The sequence below is a fragment of the Actinomadura sp. 6N118 genome, assembly GCF_044326415.1.
Taxonomy (GTDB): domain Bacteria; phylum Actinomycetota; class Actinomycetes; order Streptosporangiales; family Streptosporangiaceae; genus Spirillospora.
On the sequence record NZ_JBIRAZ010000010.1, the window covers coordinates 249,406 to 267,484 of the forward strand.

General features: G+C 69.6%; 18 protein-coding genes and 1 pseudogene. 12 read left to right on the forward strand and 7 right to left on the reverse strand.

Going from position 1 to position 18,079, the window contains the following annotated elements; all coding sequences use genetic code 11:
- The first annotated feature begins 66 nt into the window (after positions 1-66).
- From ACH34W_RS26580 to ACH34W_RS26590, 3 genes and pseudogenes are all read left to right on the forward strand, one after another.
- Positions 67-936, forward strand: a complete 870-nt coding sequence (locus tag ACH34W_RS26580) for a response regulator transcription factor (protein ID WP_395963804.1) — start codon at positions 67-69, stop codon at positions 934-936.
- Between the two features lie 346 nt (positions 937-1,282).
- Complete coding sequence (locus tag ACH34W_RS26585) at positions 1,283-1,918, forward strand: TetR/AcrR family transcriptional regulator (protein WP_395963805.1); 636 nt, start codon at positions 1,283-1,285, stop codon at positions 1,916-1,918.
- A 70-nt stretch (positions 1,919-1,988) separates the two neighbouring features.
- A pseudogene (locus tag ACH34W_RS26590) lies at positions 1,989-2,117 on the forward strand (ClpX C4-type zinc finger protein); the annotation flags it as partial.
- Positions 2,118-2,387: 270 nt separating this feature from the next.
- On the opposite strand, the gene ACH34W_RS26595 reads toward ACH34W_RS26590, so the two are convergent.
- The 4 genes from ACH34W_RS26595 to ACH34W_RS26610 all read right to left on the reverse strand — a co-directional run bounded on the left by ACH34W_RS26595 (position 2,388) and on the right by ACH34W_RS26610 (position 8,115).
- Positions 2,388-3,572, reverse strand: coding sequence for a GH25 family lysozyme (locus ACH34W_RS26595; RefSeq protein WP_395963806.1), 1,185 nt, complete (start codon positions 3,570-3,572; stop codon positions 2,388-2,390).
- A 226-nt stretch (positions 3,573-3,798) separates the two neighbouring features.
- Positions 3,799-5,223, reverse strand: a complete 1,425-nt coding sequence (locus ACH34W_RS26600; RefSeq protein ID WP_395963807.1) for a GntP family permease — start codon at positions 5,221-5,223, stop codon at positions 3,799-3,801.
- Positions 5,224-5,266: 43 nt separating this feature from the next.
- Positions 5,267-6,856, reverse strand: a complete 1,590-nt coding sequence (locus tag ACH34W_RS26605; RefSeq protein WP_395963808.1) for an amidohydrolase family protein — start codon at positions 6,854-6,856, stop codon at positions 5,267-5,269.
- On the reverse strand, positions 6,856-8,115 hold the full coding sequence (locus tag ACH34W_RS26610; protein WP_395963809.1) for an amino acid deaminase: 1,260 nt from the start codon (positions 8,113-8,115) through the stop codon (positions 6,856-6,858). The genes ACH34W_RS26605 and ACH34W_RS26610 overlap by 1 nt, the downstream gene beginning before the upstream one ends.
- Positions 8,116-8,226: 111 nt before the next feature.
- Here ACH34W_RS26610 and ACH34W_RS26615 point away from each other — a divergent pair, with 111 nt between their 5' ends.
- From ACH34W_RS26615 to ACH34W_RS26625, 3 genes are read left to right on the forward strand one after another with little or no spacing between them, the layout of a single operon-like run.
- Positions 8,227-9,288, forward strand: a complete 1,062-nt coding sequence (locus tag ACH34W_RS26615; protein ID WP_395963811.1) for a sugar kinase — start codon at positions 8,227-8,229, stop codon at positions 9,286-9,288.
- Positions 9,285-10,037 (forward strand): IclR family transcriptional regulator, encoded by a 753-nt coding sequence (locus ACH34W_RS26620; protein ID WP_395963813.1) that lies wholly within the window; start codon positions 9,285-9,287, stop codon positions 10,035-10,037. Before ACH34W_RS26615 ends, ACH34W_RS26620 begins: the two co-directional genes overlap by 4 nt.
- Positions 10,034-10,438: a RidA family protein gene (locus ACH34W_RS26625; RefSeq protein ID WP_395963814.1), complete on the forward strand. Its 405-nt coding sequence runs from the start codon at positions 10,034-10,036 to the stop codon at positions 10,436-10,438. The genes ACH34W_RS26620 and ACH34W_RS26625 overlap by 4 nt, the downstream gene beginning before the upstream one ends.
- 38 nt (positions 10,439-10,476) lie before the next feature.
- Here ACH34W_RS26625 and ACH34W_RS26630 read toward each other — a convergent pair whose 3' ends face one another.
- Positions 10,477-11,232 (reverse strand): ABC transporter permease, encoded by a 756-nt coding sequence (locus ACH34W_RS26630; RefSeq protein WP_395963815.1) that lies wholly within the window; start codon positions 11,230-11,232, stop codon positions 10,477-10,479.
- A 157-nt stretch (positions 11,233-11,389) separates the two neighbouring features.
- Between ACH34W_RS26630 and ACH34W_RS26635 the strand changes: the two genes are divergently transcribed.
- The 4 genes from ACH34W_RS26635 to ACH34W_RS26650 all read left to right on the forward strand — a co-directional run bounded on the left by ACH34W_RS26635 (position 11,390) and on the right by ACH34W_RS26650 (position 14,959).
- Complete coding sequence (locus tag ACH34W_RS26635) at positions 11,390-12,223, forward strand: polysaccharide deacetylase family protein (protein WP_395963816.1); 834 nt, start codon at positions 11,390-11,392, stop codon at positions 12,221-12,223.
- 168 nt (positions 12,224-12,391) lie between these two features.
- Positions 12,392-12,820, forward strand: a complete 429-nt coding sequence (locus ACH34W_RS26640; protein ID WP_395963817.1) for a hypothetical protein — start codon at positions 12,392-12,394, stop codon at positions 12,818-12,820.
- Positions 12,821-13,028: 208 nt separating this feature from the next.
- Positions 13,029-14,348 (forward strand): sensor domain-containing protein, encoded by a 1,320-nt coding sequence (locus ACH34W_RS26645; RefSeq protein ID WP_395963818.1) that lies wholly within the window; start codon positions 13,029-13,031, stop codon positions 14,346-14,348.
- Positions 14,312-14,959 (forward strand): LuxR C-terminal-related transcriptional regulator, encoded by a 648-nt coding sequence (locus ACH34W_RS26650; RefSeq protein WP_395963819.1) that lies wholly within the window; start codon positions 14,312-14,314, stop codon positions 14,957-14,959. The genes ACH34W_RS26645 and ACH34W_RS26650 overlap by 37 nt, the downstream gene beginning before the upstream one ends.
- Here the strand turns inward: ACH34W_RS26650 and merB are convergent.
- Positions 14,956-15,672 (reverse strand): organomercurial lyase, encoded by a 717-nt coding sequence (gene merB / locus ACH34W_RS26655; RefSeq protein WP_395963820.1) that lies wholly within the window; start codon positions 15,670-15,672, stop codon positions 14,956-14,958. The genes ACH34W_RS26650 and merB overlap by 4 nt on opposite strands.
- A 204-nt stretch (positions 15,673-15,876) precedes the next feature.
- Between merB and ACH34W_RS26660 the strand changes: the two genes are divergently transcribed.
- Both ACH34W_RS26660 and ACH34W_RS26665 read left to right on the forward strand, forming a co-directional pair.
- A complete protein-coding gene (locus tag ACH34W_RS26660; RefSeq protein ID WP_151559363.1) occupies positions 15,877-16,191 on the forward strand; it encodes a transcriptional regulator in 315 nt (104 codons plus the stop codon).
- A gap of 121 nt (positions 16,192-16,312) precedes the next feature.
- On the forward strand, positions 16,313-17,281 hold the full coding sequence (locus ACH34W_RS26665; RefSeq protein WP_395963821.1) for a hypothetical protein: 969 nt from the start codon (positions 16,313-16,315) through the stop codon (positions 17,279-17,281).
- Here the strand turns inward: ACH34W_RS26665 and ACH34W_RS26670 are convergent.
- On the reverse strand, positions 17,256-18,035 hold the full coding sequence (locus ACH34W_RS26670) for an enoyl-CoA hydratase/isomerase family protein (RefSeq protein ID WP_395963822.1): 780 nt from the start codon (positions 18,033-18,035) through the stop codon (positions 17,256-17,258). The genes ACH34W_RS26665 and ACH34W_RS26670 overlap by 26 nt on opposite strands.
- Between the last annotated feature and the right edge of the window lie 44 nt (positions 18,036-18,079).

Sequence of the window (18,079 nt, forward strand, 5' to 3'; positions counted from 1 at the left end):
GGACGGGCGGCACGAACGGACGTCACGGACTGGTGAAGCGGAGCTCTGGGAGGCATGCTGACATGCATGGGAGACGACGCCGGCGCGGTTCGTTCCGCGGTGCTGTCACTCCACCGGACCACAGGGCTCCCGGTGGTCTTCGGCGGTGCGCTGGCGGGGCAGGAACGGCTCCGCATCACCGAGATGGTGGGCAACACGACCGATTCCCTCTCCGGGCTCGTGGTCAGGCAGGGCAGCGGTCTGGGCGGCAAGGCGATGGCCCTGGGCCGTCCGGTCTGGGTCAGCGACTACCCGCACGCCGCGACGATCAGCCACGACTACGACGCCCCGGTGTCGCGGGAGGGCCTGCTGTCGGTGGTCGCGGTGCCGGTCGTGGTGCGGCGCCGGGTCCGCGGCGTGCTGTACGGGGCGTTGCGCGAGCCGCTGTCGCTCGCCGACCGGGTGATCACGGCCGCGGTCGAGACCGTGCGCGACCTCGAACAGGATCTGGCCGTGCGTGACGAGGCGGACGAGGCCCTCGCCCGTCTCCAGCATCCGGGTGCTGCCGCCTCCGGTGCCGCGTCCGCCGCGCGCTGGGAGGAGGTCCGCGCCGTCCACGCCGAACTGCGCGGGCTCGCCGAGCAGGTCGCCGACCCTGAGGTGAAGGCACGGCTGCTCGAAGCGTCCATACGGCTGGCCGTCGCGAACCAGGACGACGACGCGGAGGGGCGGCCGGTCAGGTGCGACGAGCCGCCGCCCGGTCCGGCGTTGTCGCCGCGCGAGCTGGACGTCCTGTCGTACGTGGCGATCGGGTGCACGAACGCCGAGGCCGCGCAGCGGCTGGGACTGCTCCCCGAGACGGTGAAGAGCTATCTGCGGTCGGCCATGCGCAAGCTCGGCAGCCACACCCGGCTGGAGGCCGTCACCGCCGCACGCCGAGCGGGTCTCCTGCCCTGACCTGAGAGGCGAGAGCTGGGGGCGGGGAGCCGGCTCAGGGGTGCCGGAGCACGGAAGCCTGAGCTGGGGAGCCGGAGCAGGGGAGAGACCGATCAGCCCGGCGACGGGGTCAGCGACACGTGGTGTCCGGACGCTCAGCAGCGCGGCCCCCGTGGCGCCCTGCGAAGCGGAGTGGTCCACGAGCCCGCTGCGCCGGGCCATGATCGTTCGGGCCGTCCGGGCTACTCCGCGAATCATGGACGGCCGCCCCCGATGCGAAGACGTTAACACCTTCACGAACACATATGTTCGTGACGTACGAGATTGTTCTCTGTCGTGCCGCCCGACCGGTTGGTAACTTTGTCACGTGGATTCCCTGGGCTACGAGGCACTGCCGAGGGGACGCCATCACCTCACCCGTGAGCAGGTCGTCACCTCCCAGCGCGAACGCCTGCTCCATGGCGTCACGGAGATCGTCGCCGAGAAGGGATACCTCCGGACGTCGGTGGCGGACGTGATCAAGCGCGCCCGGGTCTCCCGGGAGACCTTCTACGAACACTTCGCGGACAAGCAGGCGTGTTTCCTGACGGCGTTCGAAGAGGGCGCCGAGCTGCTCCTGGGGGTGGTCGAGAAGGCCGCGGGCCCGGCGGGCGATCCGGCCCTGACACGCCTCGAACGCACCCTCGTCGCCTATCTGGACGGGCTCGCGAATGATCCCGCGGGAGCATGTACGTTCCTGCTGGAGGTCTATGCCGTCGGCCCCGCCGCGGCGGCCCGCCGGTTCGAGATCCAGCGGCGCTTCGTCGAGCTCATCAACGGCCTGCTGCGCGAGGACGACCGGTGGCTGCGGCTCCCGGATCCCGAGTTCGCCTCCCGCATCGTCGTGGGCGGCGTCGCCGCGCTGGTCACCGGCAAGGTGGCCGAGGGCGACCATGCCGGGCTGCCGGCCCTCTCCAAGCCGATCATGGCCCACGTCCGCAGCCTCATCGATCCCGCCGGCTGATCCGTCGGGCGTTGTCAGGGTGTCCCTGACGTCCTATTCTGTCAGGGACACCCTGACACGGGAGACCGAGATGGCCGACGATCCCCTTCAATGTTCGTTCTGCGGCAAGTGGAGTTTCGAGGTCGCCAAGATGGTCGCCGGCCCGGGCGTCTACATCTGCGACGAGTGCGTCGACCTCGCCGACGCGATCGTCGACGAATACCGCGGCACTTCGTTCGACCCGCGGCTCCCCCAGTGGGGAGAGCTCACGGACGAGCAGATGCTCGCCCAGATTCCCCGGATCTCCGCCGCGGCGGACCAGGTTGAGGCCAACCTGCGCTCCTGGGTCCAGGAGCTGCGCCGCCGCGGCGTGACCTGGGCGAAGATCGGAGAGGCCCTCGGCGTGACCCGGCAGTCGGCCTGGGAACGTTTCTCCGGCGAGAAGTAAGCGTCAGAACCGCTCCAGCGGGACAACGCCAATGGGACTGAGTCAGCGAACGTCCACGTAGTCGGAGCTGCTCGTAGTGGCGAAGTAGCGAGGAGCGCCCGCGAACGCCACACGCCATGAGCCGTCCTTCTTGGCGGTGAAGCGCTTGCGGAACTTGCCATAACGGTCGGTGTTCACCGCACCCGCGTACACCCACTTGGCGGAGCCCTTCGCCCGGAAGTAGACGTTGACCCGCTTGCCGGGCAGTCCCTTCCAGCCACCGTTGAACGCGTACAGCCGCCCGAGAACGGTCAGGGCCCGGCCGCGACGGACGGGTTCCGGACCGGCGTTGACTCCGCCGAATCCGGTCCGAGCCACGACCGCCAGCTTCTGCAGCGCGGCCCATGAGCCGTTGAAGACGCTCCAGTTGCCGGTCGGGTAGGGATTACCGGCGGTCCCGGGGGCGTACTGCCACATGGTGTGCGTCTTCCATCCAGGCGGAACCGCACCCGGCGTGGTGTTGTACCTGGCCAGCCAGAGCGGATGCGAGCCGAAGGTGGCGTTGGCGCCGGTGCACTTCACCCACCAAGCGGTGTTGGTGTAGATGATCGGCCGTCGGCCGGTGCGCTGGAAGTAGCGGTCGCTGAACGCGCGGATCCAGTTCACCATCTGCGCGGGCTTGAGGTTGTAGCAGGTGTCGAGGTTGTTGTTGTACGGGTTGTTCTCGACGTCGAGGACACCAGGCAGAGTCCAGCCGTCCTGTCGCCATCCGCCGCCGTGGTTGATGAACCAGTCGGCCTGCACGACGCCGTTCGACTTGTGCGGCAGCGCGAAGTGATAGGCGCCGCGGAACAGCTTGGCATTGCGCGCGCCGTTGTACTGCGCGGCGAAGTACGGGTTTACGTAACCCCCGTCAGGCTGGGCATTGGTGTTGGCGCCCTCGGTGGCCTTGGCGAAAGCGAACCGGATCCCGTCCTGGTAGAGCTTTGCCCAGTCGATGTTCGGCCCCTGATACGAGGCGACGTCCACGCCACGGATGCCCGCAGGCGCAGCCTTGGCGGAGTAGCCGCCGCGCGGCGTCGTCGCGGCCTGCCCTACACCGGCGTAGGCGCCGCCAGGACGGAGCCCTGCCGACGCGGAGGGGGACGGAGACGGGTCGGCGAACGCGGAACCGGAGACCACCACGCTGGAAACGGCGGTGGTGGCAGCGGCCAAGCCCACGCAGGCCGGCACAGTCAGACGCTTCATTTCTTTTGCTTCCTGCCCTTGCTAACGGTCCATCAGGATCGCGGGGAGCAGTAGCACAGCACCTCACCTGCATCGTTGTCCACATGCGTATCACTGCACTCGTGATAGGCATTCGGATATCGATGCAGGTGAGGGCCATCAGCGTGCGAACATAACGGGTCAAACTGTGATCAGGTGGTCCACCGGGCCCCGATCCCGGTGGGCGCCTCTAGATGACCAGGCCCAGTTAGATGACCAGGCTCAGCAGGCCAGCCATCGCGAAGCCGACCACCGACAGGATCGTCTCCAGCACGGTCCAGGTCTTCAGGGTGTCGCGGACCGACATATTGAAGTAACGGGAGATGATCCAGAAGCCGCCGTCGTTGACGTGCGAGGCGATGATCGAGCCGGCCGAGATGGCGATCGCGATCAGGGCGATGTGCGCCTGGGAGAAGTCCTCGCCCTTGAGCAGCGGCGCCACGATCCCGCTCGTGGTGGCGATGGCGACCGTCGCCGACCCCTGTGCCAGCCGCAGGCCGCAGCTGATCAGGTACGCCAGCACGATCAATGGCAGACCGGCGTCCGACATCGCGGAGGCCAGCGCCTTGCCGACGCCGGTGGCCGAGATGACCGCGCCGAAGAACGCGCCCGCGCCGACCACCAGCAGGATCATGCCGATCGGCCGGAGCGACTTGGTCGCCAGATCCTGCAGCTCGGCGCCGGGGATGCCGCGGCGCAGGCCGAGCAGCCACATGGCGAGCAGGACCGCGATGGTCAGCGCGACCGCCGGGTTGCCGAGGAAGGTCAGGGTGGGCAGTGCCGCGCTGTCCTTCCACCACACCGTGCCGAACGTGGCGAGCAGGATCAGCACCAGCGGGACCGCGATGATCCCGAGCACCAGGCTCAACGCGGGCTCCGGCCGTTCGGCACCCTTCTCCCCGGACTCCGCCGCGGCCGCGGCGTCCGCCTCGGCCTGCTTCTCCGCGATGATGAAGTCCTCGGGGACCTCGACCATGACGCGCTTGCCGATCCACATTCCCCAGGCCACGCCCGCGACCAGGAACGCCGGGATGCCGCAGACCACGCCCATGATGATGAGCCAGCCGAGGGAGACGCCGAGGAACCCGGAGGCGGCCACCGGACCGGGGTGCGGCGGGAGGAAGGCGTGGGTCATCGACAGTCCCGCCAGCAGCGGCATCGCGTACAGCACCAGGGAGCGGCCGCCGCGCTTGGCGGTGATGTAGACCAGCGGCGCCAGCACGAAAATCCCGATGTCGAAGAAGACCGGGATGCCGAAGATGAGCCCCGCCAAGCCCATGGCGAACGGCGCCCCGCGTTCGCCGAAGATGGCCAGCAGCTTGCGGGTCAGCACGTCGGCGCCGCGCGACGCCTCCAGGATCGCGCCGAGGATCGTGCCGAGCCCGATGATCGGTGCGATATGCCCGAGAATGCCGCCGAAGCCGGTCTCCAGCAGGGACGTCTTGGAGCTCAGCGCGGTGCCGACGATCTGCTCGACGCTGAGTCCCGCCACGAGCGCGAGCAGCAACCCGGAGACGAGCAGCGAGATGAACGGTTCGAGCTTGACCTTGATGATGAGGACCAGCAGTACCGCGATGGCGAGGCCGCACAACAGCAGCAGGCCGCCGGTCTCATGTTGCAGCCAATTGACCATGGAGTGCCCTTCGGGGAGGAGGGAGATGGGAAGGGAGATGGGACTAGCGGGTGACTCCGTCCGGTGTGCGGCGCAGCGACCGGCCCGGCAAGGCGCCGGTGTGCCGGCCGTCCCCGATGACTGCGACGCCACCGACGAAGACGTAGGGGATGCCCTCCGCCTGCTGCCGGGGCTCGGCGAACGTCGCCGTGTCCCGGACGGAGGCGGGGTCGAACAACACGAGGTCGGCGTGGTACCCGGGGCGGATCAGGCCGCGGTCGGCAAGCTTGAGCCGCCGCGCCGCCCGCCCGGTCAGGTGCGAGACGCACTCTTCGAGTGACAGCACGCCGAGTTCGCGGACGTAGTGCCCCAGATAGCGCGGGAACGTTCCCCATGCACGGGGGTGAGGCTTGGCCGCGGCCAACAACCCGTCACTCCCACCCGTATGCACGGGGTGCCGCATGATTGCCTGAACGTTCTCCTCATGCCCGACGTGTTGCAGGATCGTCGTGGCGAGGTCGTCGGCGATGAGCCGTTCGCAGTAGACGTCGAACGCCGTACGGCCGCTCTCGGCGGCCAGCTCGGCGATGGTGCGCCCGACGACGGACGGCTCCGGAGAGCCCGAGATCTCGATCGTCTCCCACTCGGACGGAACGCCGTGGCATCCGTCGGAGCCCTCGACCTCCATCGTGTAGCGGATCCGCTCCCGTGCCTCCGGATCCGCGAGCCGGGCCAGCAAGGCGGCAGGCCCGCCTTCGGACGCCCAGCTCGGCAGCAGGGCGGCGAGTGTCGTGGCACCCGGCAGGTAGGGATAGGTGTCGAGGCTGATGTCGCAGCCGTCCGCGATGGCCTCGTCCAGAAGCCGCAGGAGCTCGGGCGCGCGGCCGCGGTTGACGCCGAAGTTCATGGTCGCGTGGGCGAGGTGCAGCGGGCACCCCGACTCCCGCGACACCCGGACCATGTCGGCGTAAGCCTCCAGTGCACCCGCCCCGTACGAACGGTGGTGCGGCGCATAGAAGCCACCGAGCGACGCGACGACCCGGCACAGCTCGATCAGTTCGTCGTCGTGCGCGTACATCCCGGGCACGTAGGTCAGCCCGCTGGACATCCCGACCGCGCCCTCGCGCATGCCGGTCGCGACAAGCTCGCGCTGCCGGTCGAGCTCTGCCGCAGTGGGCGGGCGGTCCTCCCAGCCCATCGCGAGCATCCGTACCGCTCCCTGCGGCACGAGGTAGCAGGCGTTGACCGCGATGCCGCGATCGAGCCGGTCGAGGTACTCGCCGACACTCCGCCAGTTCCAGTCGAAGCCCGCCGGGTCGCCGTTCCAGCCCGCGATCGTCTGCCGCAACTCCGGGAGAGTGGCGTCGTCCACCGGTGCGTACGACAGGCCGTCCTGGCCGATGACCTCGCAGGTGACGCCCTGGCTGACCTTGGCGAGGTGATCCGGCTCCACGAGCAGCGCCAGGTCGGAGTGGGCGTGCATGTCGATGAAGCCGGGAGCCAGCACGAGCCCTGCCGCGTCGATGACCCGGCCGCCGGCGAGCCCCGGGCCGATCGCTTCGATGCGTCCATCCGAGACGGCGACGTCGGCGACCCGGCCGGGCGCACCCGTGCCGTCCACCACCGTGGCGCCGCGGATCACCAGGGCGGACATCAGAACCAGGTCCGGATCAGGTCGACCACGACGGGCCGTTCGGCGCCCGCGTCGTCCACGACCGGAAGCAACGTCCATTTGTCGATCGCGGTGCACGGATGGGACAGGCCGAGCCTGACCACGTCGCCCACTTCGACGTCACCGCCTTCGAGGAACGTGTGCTGGTCGTTCATGGCGGTTACTCGGGCACCCGCGAGCCGTTCTGTCCCAGCACCCCGCACAAGCTGGGGCTCGGGCATGCCTTCGTCGAACGGCAGGTCGCGCTTGCCGGTGTCGAGCAGGGCGAGCGCGGGCTCCGGCCGGGAGACGACCCTGCCCCAGCCATGCATGGCGGAGCGCAGCCGTTCGTCCGCCGCACCGCGCGCGAAGGGTGAGATCCGCCGGTAGAAGCCGTCGTCGTGAATGACGTAGGCGCCCGACCGCAGCACCACCTGGCAGCCGTCCAGGCCGGCGAGCACCTCGGTTACCTGGTCGAAGAAGGAGCTGCCGCCCGCGGTCACGATCGGCTCGTCCGTCTCGTACTCCAGCCGGCCATGCAGATCGGCCAGCCTGCGGAGGTACGCGTCCACCGCCGCGCGTCCCGCCTCCGACGCGTCATGCGCGAGCGCGCCCTCGTATCCGCCGAGCCCTGCCAGCCGCAGGGTCGGAGCCTTGCAGACCGCTTCGGCGACCGCCAGTGCGGTCTCCTCGTCACGCGCGCCCGTACGCCCGTGCGGGCCGCCGAGCTCGACGCAGACATGGACGGGACGTTGGACGCGCGCAGCCCGCAGCGCATCGTCCATCAGCTCGACCGTACGAGGTGAGTCGACCCACGACACAAACGTGAAGTCCAAGTCTTTGTCCAGCTCACCACCGATCCATGCCAGCCCCGCAGGGTCGACGAGCGCGTTGGCCAGGAGCAGCCGCTGCACACCGAACGCGCGTGCGACGCGGAGCTGCGGCAGGTTGGCGAGGGTGATGCCCCAGGCCCCGGCGTCGAGCTGCCGCCGCCACAACTCTGGCGCCATCGTCGTCTTGCCGTGCGGAGCGAGGCACACGCCCGCCCGCTCGGCCCAGCCGGCCATCAACCGCAGATTGTGATCGAGGGCCCCGGCATCGAGCGTGAGCAACGGGGTACCGAAGTCGTCGAGGGTGGGCCGACCACGCAGGTATTCCTCGACCGTCTTGCCGTGGGCGGCGGCCGGAATCGCCTTGAAGCGCCAGTCGAGATGCTCGGTGTGCTGCGCGTCGACGGCGGCGCCGTCGATACCCGTACCCATACTGACCTCCTAGGTTGCACATAATGCAACGTGCATTGCACTATGTGCTGCTGCGGTTGTAGCATCGCCGTGGCGTCGCGGTCAATGACCGCCGGACACGGGAAGGGCAGAATGGAACGCTTGCCCGAGGCGGTCTGCATAGGCGAAACGATGGCGGCGCTTCTTCCCGACCGGCCGGGCCCCTTGGAGGACGTCGACACGTTCCGGCACTCGATCGGCGGCGCCGAGGCCAATGTCGCGCGCGGACTGGTCGCGCTCGGCGTCCCCACCGCGTGGGTCGGCCAGGTCGGCGACGACGGTTTCGGCCGCCGCATCGTCCGCGATCTCACCGGCGCCGGTGTCGACACCAGCGGGGTCCTGACCGACCCCGAACGTCCCACCGGGTTGTACGTCAAAGAGGCGGGACGGAGCGGCAGCGCCCTGCACTACTACCGTGCGGGCTCGGCAGGGTCGGCGCTCGGCCCCTCGCTCCTCGACGAACCGTCCGTCACCCGCGTGATGTCCCACGCGGACCTCGTGCACTTGTCCGGGATCACGGCTGCGCTCTCGGCGAGCGCTCTCGATCTCGTACGAACGCTCCTGTACGACCGGACCCGCACCCAACTGGTGAGCTTCGACCTCAACTGGCGCCCGGCTCTGTGGCGTGACGAGGATCCCGAGATCCTTATGCCGCTGCTGAAGGCGGCCGACATCGTTCTGCTCGGCGCGGACGAGGCCAGGGCCGTGCTCGGGACGAGCGATCCGGCGGAGCTGCGTGCGCTCCTTCCCGGCCCCACGACGCTCGTGGTGAAGGACGACGCCCATCACGCCACCGCGATCCCCCAATCCGGAGGGGACTCGGACTCCGACTCCGACTCCGACTCCGACTCCGACTCCGACTCGGCGATGGTGACCGAGCCGGCCTTGCGTGTCGATACCGTCGAGCCGGTGGGTGCGGGCGACGCGTTCGCCGCCGGATACCTCGCCGGAACATTGCGCGGCGACGGCCTGCGGCAGTGCCTGCGGCTGGGTCACCTCACCGCTGCGGCGACGCTGGTCGTCCACGGCGACCACGGACCGCCGCCACCCGCGCCACTCGTCCAGGCCCTGCTCGACGCGGCGCCGGACGAATGGGCCGCGACCACCGTGAGCGCGGCGGGGTTCGGGATCGGATCAGGGGGAGAGAGACGATGAGCCAGAGCCTTGGGCGGGCCCTGCAGATCATGATCGAGCTGGGCGAGGGGCCGCGCACGCTGGACGAGCTCGCCGCCACGGTCGGCGTGCACAAGACCACGGTGCTGCGATTGCTGCGTCCGTTGGAGGAGGAACGGTTCGTCCACCGCGACGCAGACCGCCGCTTCCATCTCGGGTCACGCCTGTTCGCGTTGTCGGGAGCGGCGCTGGAGCAGCGCGGGATCCGGGGCATCGCCGGTCCGCATCTCGCCCGGCTGAACGAGGTGACCGGGCACACCGTCCACCTCGGCGTGTACGAGGGCGGCGAGGTCGTATACCTCGACAAGTACGACTCGCGGCACGCCATCCGGATGTACTCCCGGGTCGGCCTGCGGATGCCGCTGCACGCCACCGCGATCGCCAAGGTCCTGCTCGCGGATCTGCCGGAGCGGCGGCGGCGCGAGATCGCGGCGGGCATCGAGTACACCCGTTTCACCGACAACACCATCGGCGGTCCCGATGAGCTGCTGGCCGAGCTGGTCAAGGTGACGCGGCAGGGCCACGCGGTCGACGACGCCGAACACGAGACGTTCATCCGCTGCATCGCCGCGCCGATCCGGAGCGCCGAGGGCCGGGTGCTCGCGGCCGCGTCGATCTCGGTGCCGGACGTCGTGTTGAATCGTGATCAGGTGCTGGAGTTGTTGCCGGAGTTGCTCACCACGACCCGGGCCATCTCCGCCGACTGCGGATACGAGAAGGAGAGAGTGTGAGCGACAAGACCGCCATCACGACCGATGCCGCCCCCGCGCCATTGCCGGTGTTCTCGCAGGGCGTTCGCAAGGGACCGTTGCTCCAGGTGTCCGGCCAGGGCTCGATGGAGCCGGGCACCGGCGCGTTCGTGCACGAGGGCGACGTGAAGGCGCAGACGAGGCGCACTCTGGAGAACGTCCGGGCGATCCTGGAGGCGGGCGGCGCGAGCGTCGAGGACGTGCTGATGTTCCGCTGCTACCTCACCAAGCGCGAGGACTTCGGGCCGATGAACGAGGCGTACGAGGAGTTCGTCCAGGAGCACTGCCCCAGCGGCGCGCTGCCCGCCCGCACCACGGTCTTCGTCGACCTGCCGCTCCCGCAGATGCTCGTGGAGATCGACGCCCTCGCCGCCGTGGACTAGGACGACCAGGACGACCAGGACCACGACTAAGGCGTTGACTAGCGGGGCCGGTCGTCCTCCAGCCGGCCGGTGGCCACCAGTTCCAGGGTGATGAGCACGGCGACGGCCTCGATCGCGAGCAGGCCGATGAGCACGAGCACCTGGGTGGCGCCGGCCTCCAGGGGATCGGCGCCGCCCAGCAGCACGCCGACGAACGCGCCGGGCAGCGTGACGAGCCCGACCGTGCGCGTCTGGTCCAGCGCGGGGATCAGTGCGAGCGCGGCGGCCGACCTGCAGACCTCCATCGCGGCGTCGCGGGGAAGCAGGCCCACCGCGAGCCCGCCTTCGTACTCCCCGCGCCGCGTCCGCAACTCGTCCAGGGCGCGGCGCCCGGTCAGCCCGCAGGCGGTCATCGCGCCGCCGATGAAGATGCCGGCGATCGGCAGCACCGCCACCGGGCGCAGCGGCACCAGCGTCGAGGCGATCAGCAGGCCCAGCACGGGCGCGACACCGGCGACGATCGGCAGCGCCGCCCACCATGCCCGGCCGCGCGTCGATCCGGTGATCCGGCGGCCCGCCGTGGCGGCCGCGATGACCACCATGCCTGCGACGAACACCGTCGTCCATCCCGCGCTGCGCAGCACCGCCGCGATGAGCAACGAGACCGCCGCGAGCTGCGCGGTCGCGCGCACCGCCGCGACCACCACCTCGCGGCCGAGTCCCAGCCCGCCGAGGCGCACCAGCCACGCCGCCACGACCGTGAGGACGACGAGGACCAAGCCCAGCAATGGCCCAACGTCGGGCGCCGCACTCATGACTTCCCCCCGAACCAAACGACGCGCATCGTCCGCCATCTCATTTGAAGCGATTGTGATCTGACTGGCACCGCGTAACCCTCGCAAACCCCGCTAACGTTGCCTTGTGGGGGATCTCGAGTCGAGTGGGCCATCTCGCCGGAAGGCGCTCGGGCTGATGGGCGTTGCCGGTTTCTTCGCTTTGGGCGCCGACAGCGTGCTCGGTTCCGCGGAGCCGGGCAAGTCTTCGCCGCACGCGGCCGTACCCCGGCCCCGGGCGGTGATCCATCCCTCGCCACCATCGTCCACGGCCGCGCCGAACCAGCCGGCACCGCCCCCGCCGACGCCGACCGTTCCGCCGTCTCCCCGTGCCGCGTCCTGGTCTCCCGGCAGGCTGACCACGCCCAAGCCGCGCAAGCCGCTCCGCGACCTGCAGGATCTGGTGCCGCCGCCACCGCCGAAGACAATCGCGCTGACCATCGACGACGGCCCGCACCCGCTCTACACACCGCAGGTGCTCGACGTGCTGGCGGAGCATGACGTACGCGCGACGTTCTTCATCATCGGCGAGCAGGTCATCGAATACCCGAAGCTCACCCGGCGCATCGCCGACGCGGGCCATCAGGTGTGCAACCACACCATGACCCACCCGCTCTCGCTCGGCCGCCTGTCCACCAAGAAGGTACGGCGAGAGATCGTCGAAGCGCACGACCGGATCGGACAGGCGACCGGCATCGTGCCCACGTTCTTCCGGGCGCCGGGAGGCAACTGGTCGCCCGCGACCCTGGACATCATCGGCGAGCACGGGATGTTGCCGGTCGACTGGGCCGTCGATCCGCAGGACTGGCGACGGCCGGGCGTGGGCAGCATCCGGCGCGGACTCGTCAAGTGCAGCCCCGGCGACATCCTGCTGTGCCACGACGGCGGTGGCGACCGCTCGCAGACGGTGAAGGCGCTGCGCGGCGCCATTCCCAAGCTGAAAAAGCGCGGTCTGACCTTCGTCTCACTCTGATCCGGATCGACCGCCGTACTTTTGTGGCATTTCGGACATTGCGCAATTCAGAGTGGGATCTACACACTGTTTGCCTGGTATGAAGTCTATCGTCAGCGAAAGAAGGACAGTTTCCCCTCCGAGGAGATTGCGGCCAATACGCCCAATCTGCATCACGAGGGAGAACAAATGCGTACGAGCATTCGCACTGGGGTGGCGCTTTCCATCTCGGCACTGACCATGAGCGGTACCGCCGTGCTCACCCCCGCCAGCGCCGAGGCCGCCGCCACGCAGACGCCCACCGCCGCGACGACCACCGCATCCACCACCGCCCCAGGGGACGAGCGGTCGTGCCGCTACTACGTCTGGCCCCGGCGCGGCACTTTCGTCCACCGGCGACCGCACGGCAGGGTGATCGGCCACCTCCGCCACGGAAAGGTCGTGTGGGCGCAATGCCGTCGGTCATACGGCTGGGTCAGGCTTCGCGATAACGTCAGGCCGAGGTTCATTGGAAGGTGGGTATACCGCCCACACCTGACTCGTTTCGGGTACGACGATGCCAACAACAGCTACCCGAACGACTACCCCAACGACGACTTCTCCTACGCCTTCTCATAGATGAGCGCAGAACAACGGCTCCGCGCGGCGCGCGGAGCCGTTGTTCTGCGTGGATCAGGAGATCTGGTCGGCGGCACGGGGGGCGGCACGATTGGCCGGAGGGGTGTACTTAACTACACCCCCGGTCCGGGTTGCGGGCACACTGTGGGCGGCGGGCCCTCGTCGGAGACTGGACTCAGGACGACGGGCGAGCTACGGAGGCAGCACGATGAGCGGTGAGTTGACGAAGGAGAACTGGGCGGCGGAGCGGCTCAGGGCGCCGTGGCACGGATTCCGGCTGGGGCTGCTGGCCTTTCCCGCGCTGGCCGTCTCGACGCTGCTGATCACCTCGTACTCGTTGGTGACGAGCGTGGTCGGCATCCTGATGGTGCCGCCGGTGGTCATGCTGGCGCGCTCGCTCATGAACGTGTACCGCGATCTGATCGGCAAGTGGACCGGCGTCCAGATCGAGCGGCCGTACCTGCCCGAGCCGCCGGAAGAGGAGGACCCGGGCTTCGTCGGTCAGTGGAACCGCTTCTTGCGGCTGTCCTCGGACCCTGCGACCTGGCGTGACATGGCCTGGCTGATCGCGGACCCGATCGTGGTGTTCTTCACCGCGGCGCTGCCGTTCTACCTGGTCGCCTACGGCCTGTGGGGCCTGATCCTGGCGGGCGGCGTGGGCGACGTGATCGCCGATGCCAACGGCCAGGAATGGTACGGCTTCATCCACATCGAGGAGGGCTACGCCGACAACGGCGTGAAGATGACCGCCACGGTGCTCCTCGGCACCGTCTTCATGGTCGCCGGCTTCCTGTCCGGGCCGCGCCTGCTCAAGGTGTACGGCCGGTGGGGGCAGCTGCTCCTCGGGCCGACCGAGAAGTCGAAGCTCGCACTGCGCGTCCAGCACCTGACCGAGACCCGTTCCGACGCCGTGGACGCGTCGGCCGCCGAGCTCCGCCGCATCGAGCGGGACCTGCACGACGGCGCCCAGGCACGGCTGGTCGCGATGGGCATGACGCTCGGCGCGATCGAGCACCTCCTCGACAAGGACCCGGCCAAGGCGCGGCTGCTGCTCGCCGAGACGCGCCAGTCGTCGGCCAAGGCGCTGCACGAGCTGCGCGACCTGGTACGCGGCATCCACCCGCCGGTGCTCGCCGACCGCGGCATCGGCGACGCCGTCAAGGCGCTGGCCCTGGACCACCCGCTCCAGGTCGAGGTCACGTCCACGCTGCCCGGCCGCCCCCAGCCGCCAGTCGAGTCCGCCACGTACTTCGCGGTGTCGGAGATCCTCACCAACGCCGCCAAGCACTCCGGCGCGAGCCGCGTCTGGATCGACCTGCGCTACGACAACGGCTTCCTGAGGATCACCGTCACCGACGACGGCCAGGGCGGCGCGACCCTTGAAGGCGGCACGGGCCTGCGCGGCATCGAGCGCAGGATCGGTACATTCGACGGCGTACTCGCCCTGAACTCCCCGCTGGGCGGTCCGACCATCGTGACCCTGGAGCTGCCGTGCGAGTTGTCCTCGCCGAAGACCTTGCCCTCCTGAGGGAAGGCCTGGTCAGCCTGCTCGAATCGCACGGCTTCGAGATCGCCGCCGCGGTCGACAACGGCCCCTCGCTTCTCAAGGCACTCCTCGACCACCGCCCTGACGTGGCGGTGGTCGATGTGCGTCTGCCGCCGTCGTTCACCGACGAAGGGCTGCAGGCGGCGCTGGAGGCCCGGCGCCAGGTGCCGGGCCTGCCGGTCCTGGTCCTGTCCCAGTACGTCGAGCAGCTGTACGCGCGGGAGTTGCTGGCCGACGGCAGCGGCGGGATCGGTTACCTGCTCAAGGACCGGGTGTTCGACGCCGAGCAGTTCGTCGACGGCGTCCGCCGGGTGGCGGCGGGCGGCACCGCGATGGACCCGGAGGTCATCTCGCGGCTCGTGGCGCGCGGCACCCGGGACGAGCCGCTGGGCCGGCTGACCCCGCGCGAGCTGGAGGTCCTGGAGTTGATGGCGCAGGGCCGTTCGAACGCGGCGATCGCCCAGCAGCTCGTCGTCACCGAACGCGCCGTCACCAAGCACACCGCCAACATCTTCAGCAAGCTCGACCTGGCGGTCTCGGACGACGACAACCGGCGTGTGCTCGCCGTCCTCGCGTACCTCAACCGCTCCTAGCTCGCGCTTGCCGGATCCGGCGGGTCCGGCGGGTCCGGCGGGTCTGGAGGCAACCCCCAGAACGGACCGCGAAGCCCTGCGTCGCGGAGGTAGGCGGCGGCCGTGGCGGGGTCGCGGCGCGTGTATCCGCGGTCGAGGCGGCCCGCATACCAGCCGCGTGCGAGCCGCCACAATGTGGCGAGGTCCATGACGTAACCGCGCTCGTTGCCGGAGTGCTCAAGCCAGTTGTCCACGCACCGCTCCCCACAGAAGAGCCGCTGGTGTCCGCAGGTGTGGACGACGTCGTCCCACATCCGTGTCACCGGGACGAGGAAGTGCGCGACCTGCTCACCGGCGGGCGGCGCGTCCCGGCCGACCACCCAGGCGTGCGGCCGGTCGCAGCCGGGGCAGCGCGTGGAGACCAGCACGTCCGGCTCGTCCGGGAGCAGATGGGCGAGCGCGAACGAGTCCCACGCGCAGCCGCCCCACCACAACGTGGATGTCCCCATGACGGCGAAGCCGAGCGGGATCGACGCGAACGGGTGCGCCATGAGCACCCGGTCCTCGTCATCGAGCACGACATGACGCAGCGCCGCCAAGGCCCGGAGGCCGTCACGGACGGTCTCGGCGCTCGCCCCGAACCGTTCGGCCAGCTCAGGCAGATCCGGTGCCCACCCGGTCTTAGCGAAGCCGCGATAAACGGCCAGACGCAGATCCTCGGTGTCGATCGTCATCCTGCCACCCTAGAGCCGGGATGATCGGAAAGTACTTGCCAAATTGGAAAGTACTTGCCACACTCGGGATCACCGACAAGGGGGCGGAATGAACGAGCGAGACGGATTGACCTCGGCCAGTGCGGCCGCCACCGCGCTGGCACTGCCGGGATTCGTCGCCGCGTACCTCACATCGCGGCGTGTGACCGGCCGGGCAGCGCGACCGTGAACCACCCCCGGCACGAGCTCGACGAAGTCATCCACGCACCGGTGCGCTTCTCCATCGTGGCCACACTCGCGGCGGCGGAGAAGGCCGAGTTCGCGTACGTCCGGGACGCCGTCGAGGTGAGCGACTCGGTGCTCTCCAAGCAGGCGACCACGCTGGAAAAGGCGGGCTACGTCAAAATCACCAAGGGATATGTCGGAAAACGCCCGCGCACCTGGTTGTCTCTGACCGCACGTGGACGGACAGCGTTCGCGGCGCACGTCGCGGCACTGCGCGCGATCACTGAGGCCGCAGGCGACGTGACACCCTCCTAGGAGGGGCGAAACCGGCGGATGTTCACGCATTGGTCTTGCCTTCCCGCGATTTCGGGCTATCAGGGTCGGGACATGGTGTTCTATCTTGCCAGGCAGAAGAAGGCCCTTTTGGAGGGGCGCCATGACCGCGATTCTCATCCTCCTCTGCCTGGCGATCGCCGGCCGCGAGCTCTATCTGTCGTTCGACAGGAAAAGGTCCGGAACGGCGCCCGAGATAGCCGACATCCGCACCCAGCTCACCGCGCTCAAGGGCACCCGCGAGGAACTCGAGGAGTTCCGTGGCGTCCAGCGCGAGCAGCTCGAACGGCTGGCGGCCGGGCAGGTCACGCATGCGGAGTCGCTGCAGGAGACCGATGCCCGCATCCGCTCGCTCATCTCCCAGATCAACGACCGGATGCTGCCTGAGATCAACGACCAGCTCACCCAGCAGCGCGGCTCCGTCGACCGGCTGACCGGAGAGGTGGCCCGGCTGCGCGGCCATCTGATCGGCCGCCTCGACCAGGCCGTCGCGGCCTCGCTGGGCGCCGACCCGGTCGACACGGTCGCGGGCGGGCTCGGCACCGAGGGAACGGAGGCGCCGTCCGGCCTGATCCGCGCGTACGAACGGTTCGCCGAACGGTACGGCCTGCGCATCGAGCTCTCCGATCCCACCGGGGAGGACACGAACTGGAAGGCCCACTACTACCTGTCCGGGCGCAGCCCGCGCGGCCTCGAACGCGACTTCATCGACCTCGTCCGGCGGCTGCGCGCATCCGGGAGCGCGTCCGGCGCTACGTCCGGGAGCGCCTCCGGCGGCGCGTCCGGCGGCACGTCCGGGGGCGCGTCGAACGGGACGGAGACCGAGGCCGCGAACGCGCTGCTGCACTCCCTCCACGACATCGAGATGGGCGGTGCTCAGGTCGGCCCGTTCGTCCTCGTCCGCACGCCGGAGGCCATGCTCTGCGGCGTTCTGTCGCTAGCAGAGCTGCGCAAGGCCGGGCCGGCGCGGCTCCTGGCCGATCCGGTCGGCGCGGCGGTACGGCTGCACGGCCTGCCGGAGAGCAGGTTTTGCGACCTGTCGGCCTTCAACGGGTCGGAGCGCTCCAGGTGAAGTTGGGCTTCCGGCGTTCGAGGAACGCCGCGACGCCCTCCGCCGCGTCACCGCCCGCGACCACCTCGTCCAGCCACGCCCGGACCCGCTGCTCCACCGGAGCGCCGGCGGCGATGGCGTCGACGATCTCCTTGGTCGCCTGCTGCGTGAGCAGGGAACGGGAGGCCAGCGTGGCGGTGAACTCCGCGATCCGTGTGCGCAGCGACGCGGCGGGCACCACCTCGTCGAGAAGCCCGATGCGGAGGGCGTGCTCGGTACCGATGAGGTCGGCGGAGTAGAGCAGGTATTTGGCGGCAGCCGGGCCGACGAGCCGCACGATCCGCGTCGTCGCGGACGCCGGATAGACGATGCCGAGCTTGGCCGGGGTGATTCCGAACCGTGCGCCCTCCGCTGCGAAGCGCAGGTCGCACGCGGCCGCGAGCTGGCAGCCGCCGCCCACGCAGAAACCCTCGATGGCCGCGATGGTGGGCTTGGGGAAGGCGGCGAGGGCCTCCTCGGCCTTCGTCGACAGGTGACCCTCGTCGTGCCGGTTGATGTCGGCGAGCTCGCCGATGTCCGCGCCTGCGCAGAAGTCGCCGCCGGCGCCGGTGAGGACGACGACGCGCACGGACGGATCGGCCGCCAGCCGGTCCAGCAGCACCGGCAGCTCACGCCACATCTCCGCCGTCATGGCGTTGCGCTTGGCGGGCCGGTCGATCGTGATCGTGCCGACGCCTTCCGCCACGTCCGCGCGCAGCCCGCGCTCATCTGACATCCGGTCATCGTACGTACCCGGACATCCCGACCCCGAGACCGGGC

Bases quoted from the DNA above. Each gene is read 5' to 3' on its own strand.
- ACH34W_RS26580 (WP_395963804.1), top strand. From the start codon at position 67: ATGGGAGACGACGCCGGCGCGGTTCGTTCCGCGGTGCTGTCACTCCAC.
- ACH34W_RS26595 (WP_395963806.1), bottom strand. From the start codon at position 3,572: ATGAAGCGTCTGACTGTGCCGGCCTGCGTGGGCTTGGCCGCTGCCACC.
- ACH34W_RS26600 (WP_395963807.1), bottom strand. From the start codon at position 5,223: ATGGTCAATTGGCTGCAACATGAGACCGGCGGCCTGCTGCTGTTGTGC.
- ACH34W_RS26605 (WP_395963808.1), bottom strand. From the start codon at position 6,856: ATGTCCGCCCTGGTGATCCGCGGCGCCACGGTGGTGGACGGCACGGGT.
- ACH34W_RS26610 (WP_395963809.1), bottom strand. From the start codon at position 8,115: ATGGGTACGGGTATCGACGGCGCCGCCGTCGACGCGCAGCACACCGAG.
- ACH34W_RS26615 (WP_395963811.1), top strand. From the start codon at position 8,227: ATGGAACGCTTGCCCGAGGCGGTCTGCATAGGCGAAACGATGGCGGCG.
- ACH34W_RS26620 (WP_395963813.1), top strand. From the start codon at position 9,285: ATGAGCCAGAGCCTTGGGCGGGCCCTGCAGATCATGATCGAGCTGGGC.
- ACH34W_RS26630 (WP_395963815.1), bottom strand. From the start codon at position 11,232: ATGAGTGCGGCGCCCGACGTTGGGCCATTGCTGGGCTTGGTCCTCGTC.
- ACH34W_RS26635 (WP_395963816.1), top strand. From the start codon at position 11,390: ATGGGCGTTGCCGGTTTCTTCGCTTTGGGCGCCGACAGCGTGCTCGGT.
- ACH34W_RS26640 (WP_395963817.1), top strand. From the start codon at position 12,392: ATGCGTACGAGCATTCGCACTGGGGTGGCGCTTTCCATCTCGGCACTG.
- ACH34W_RS26645 (WP_395963818.1), top strand. From the start codon at position 13,029: ATGAGCGGTGAGTTGACGAAGGAGAACTGGGCGGCGGAGCGGCTCAGG.
- merB (WP_395963820.1), bottom strand. From the start codon at position 15,672: ATGACGATCGACACCGAGGATCTGCGTCTGGCCGTTTATCGCGGCTTC.
- ACH34W_RS26665 (WP_395963821.1), top strand. From the start codon at position 16,313: ATGACCGCGATTCTCATCCTCCTCTGCCTGGCGATCGCCGGCCGCGAG.
- ACH34W_RS26670 (WP_395963822.1), bottom strand. From the start codon at position 18,035: ATGTCAGATGAGCGCGGGCTGCGCGCGGACGTGGCGGAAGGCGTCGGC.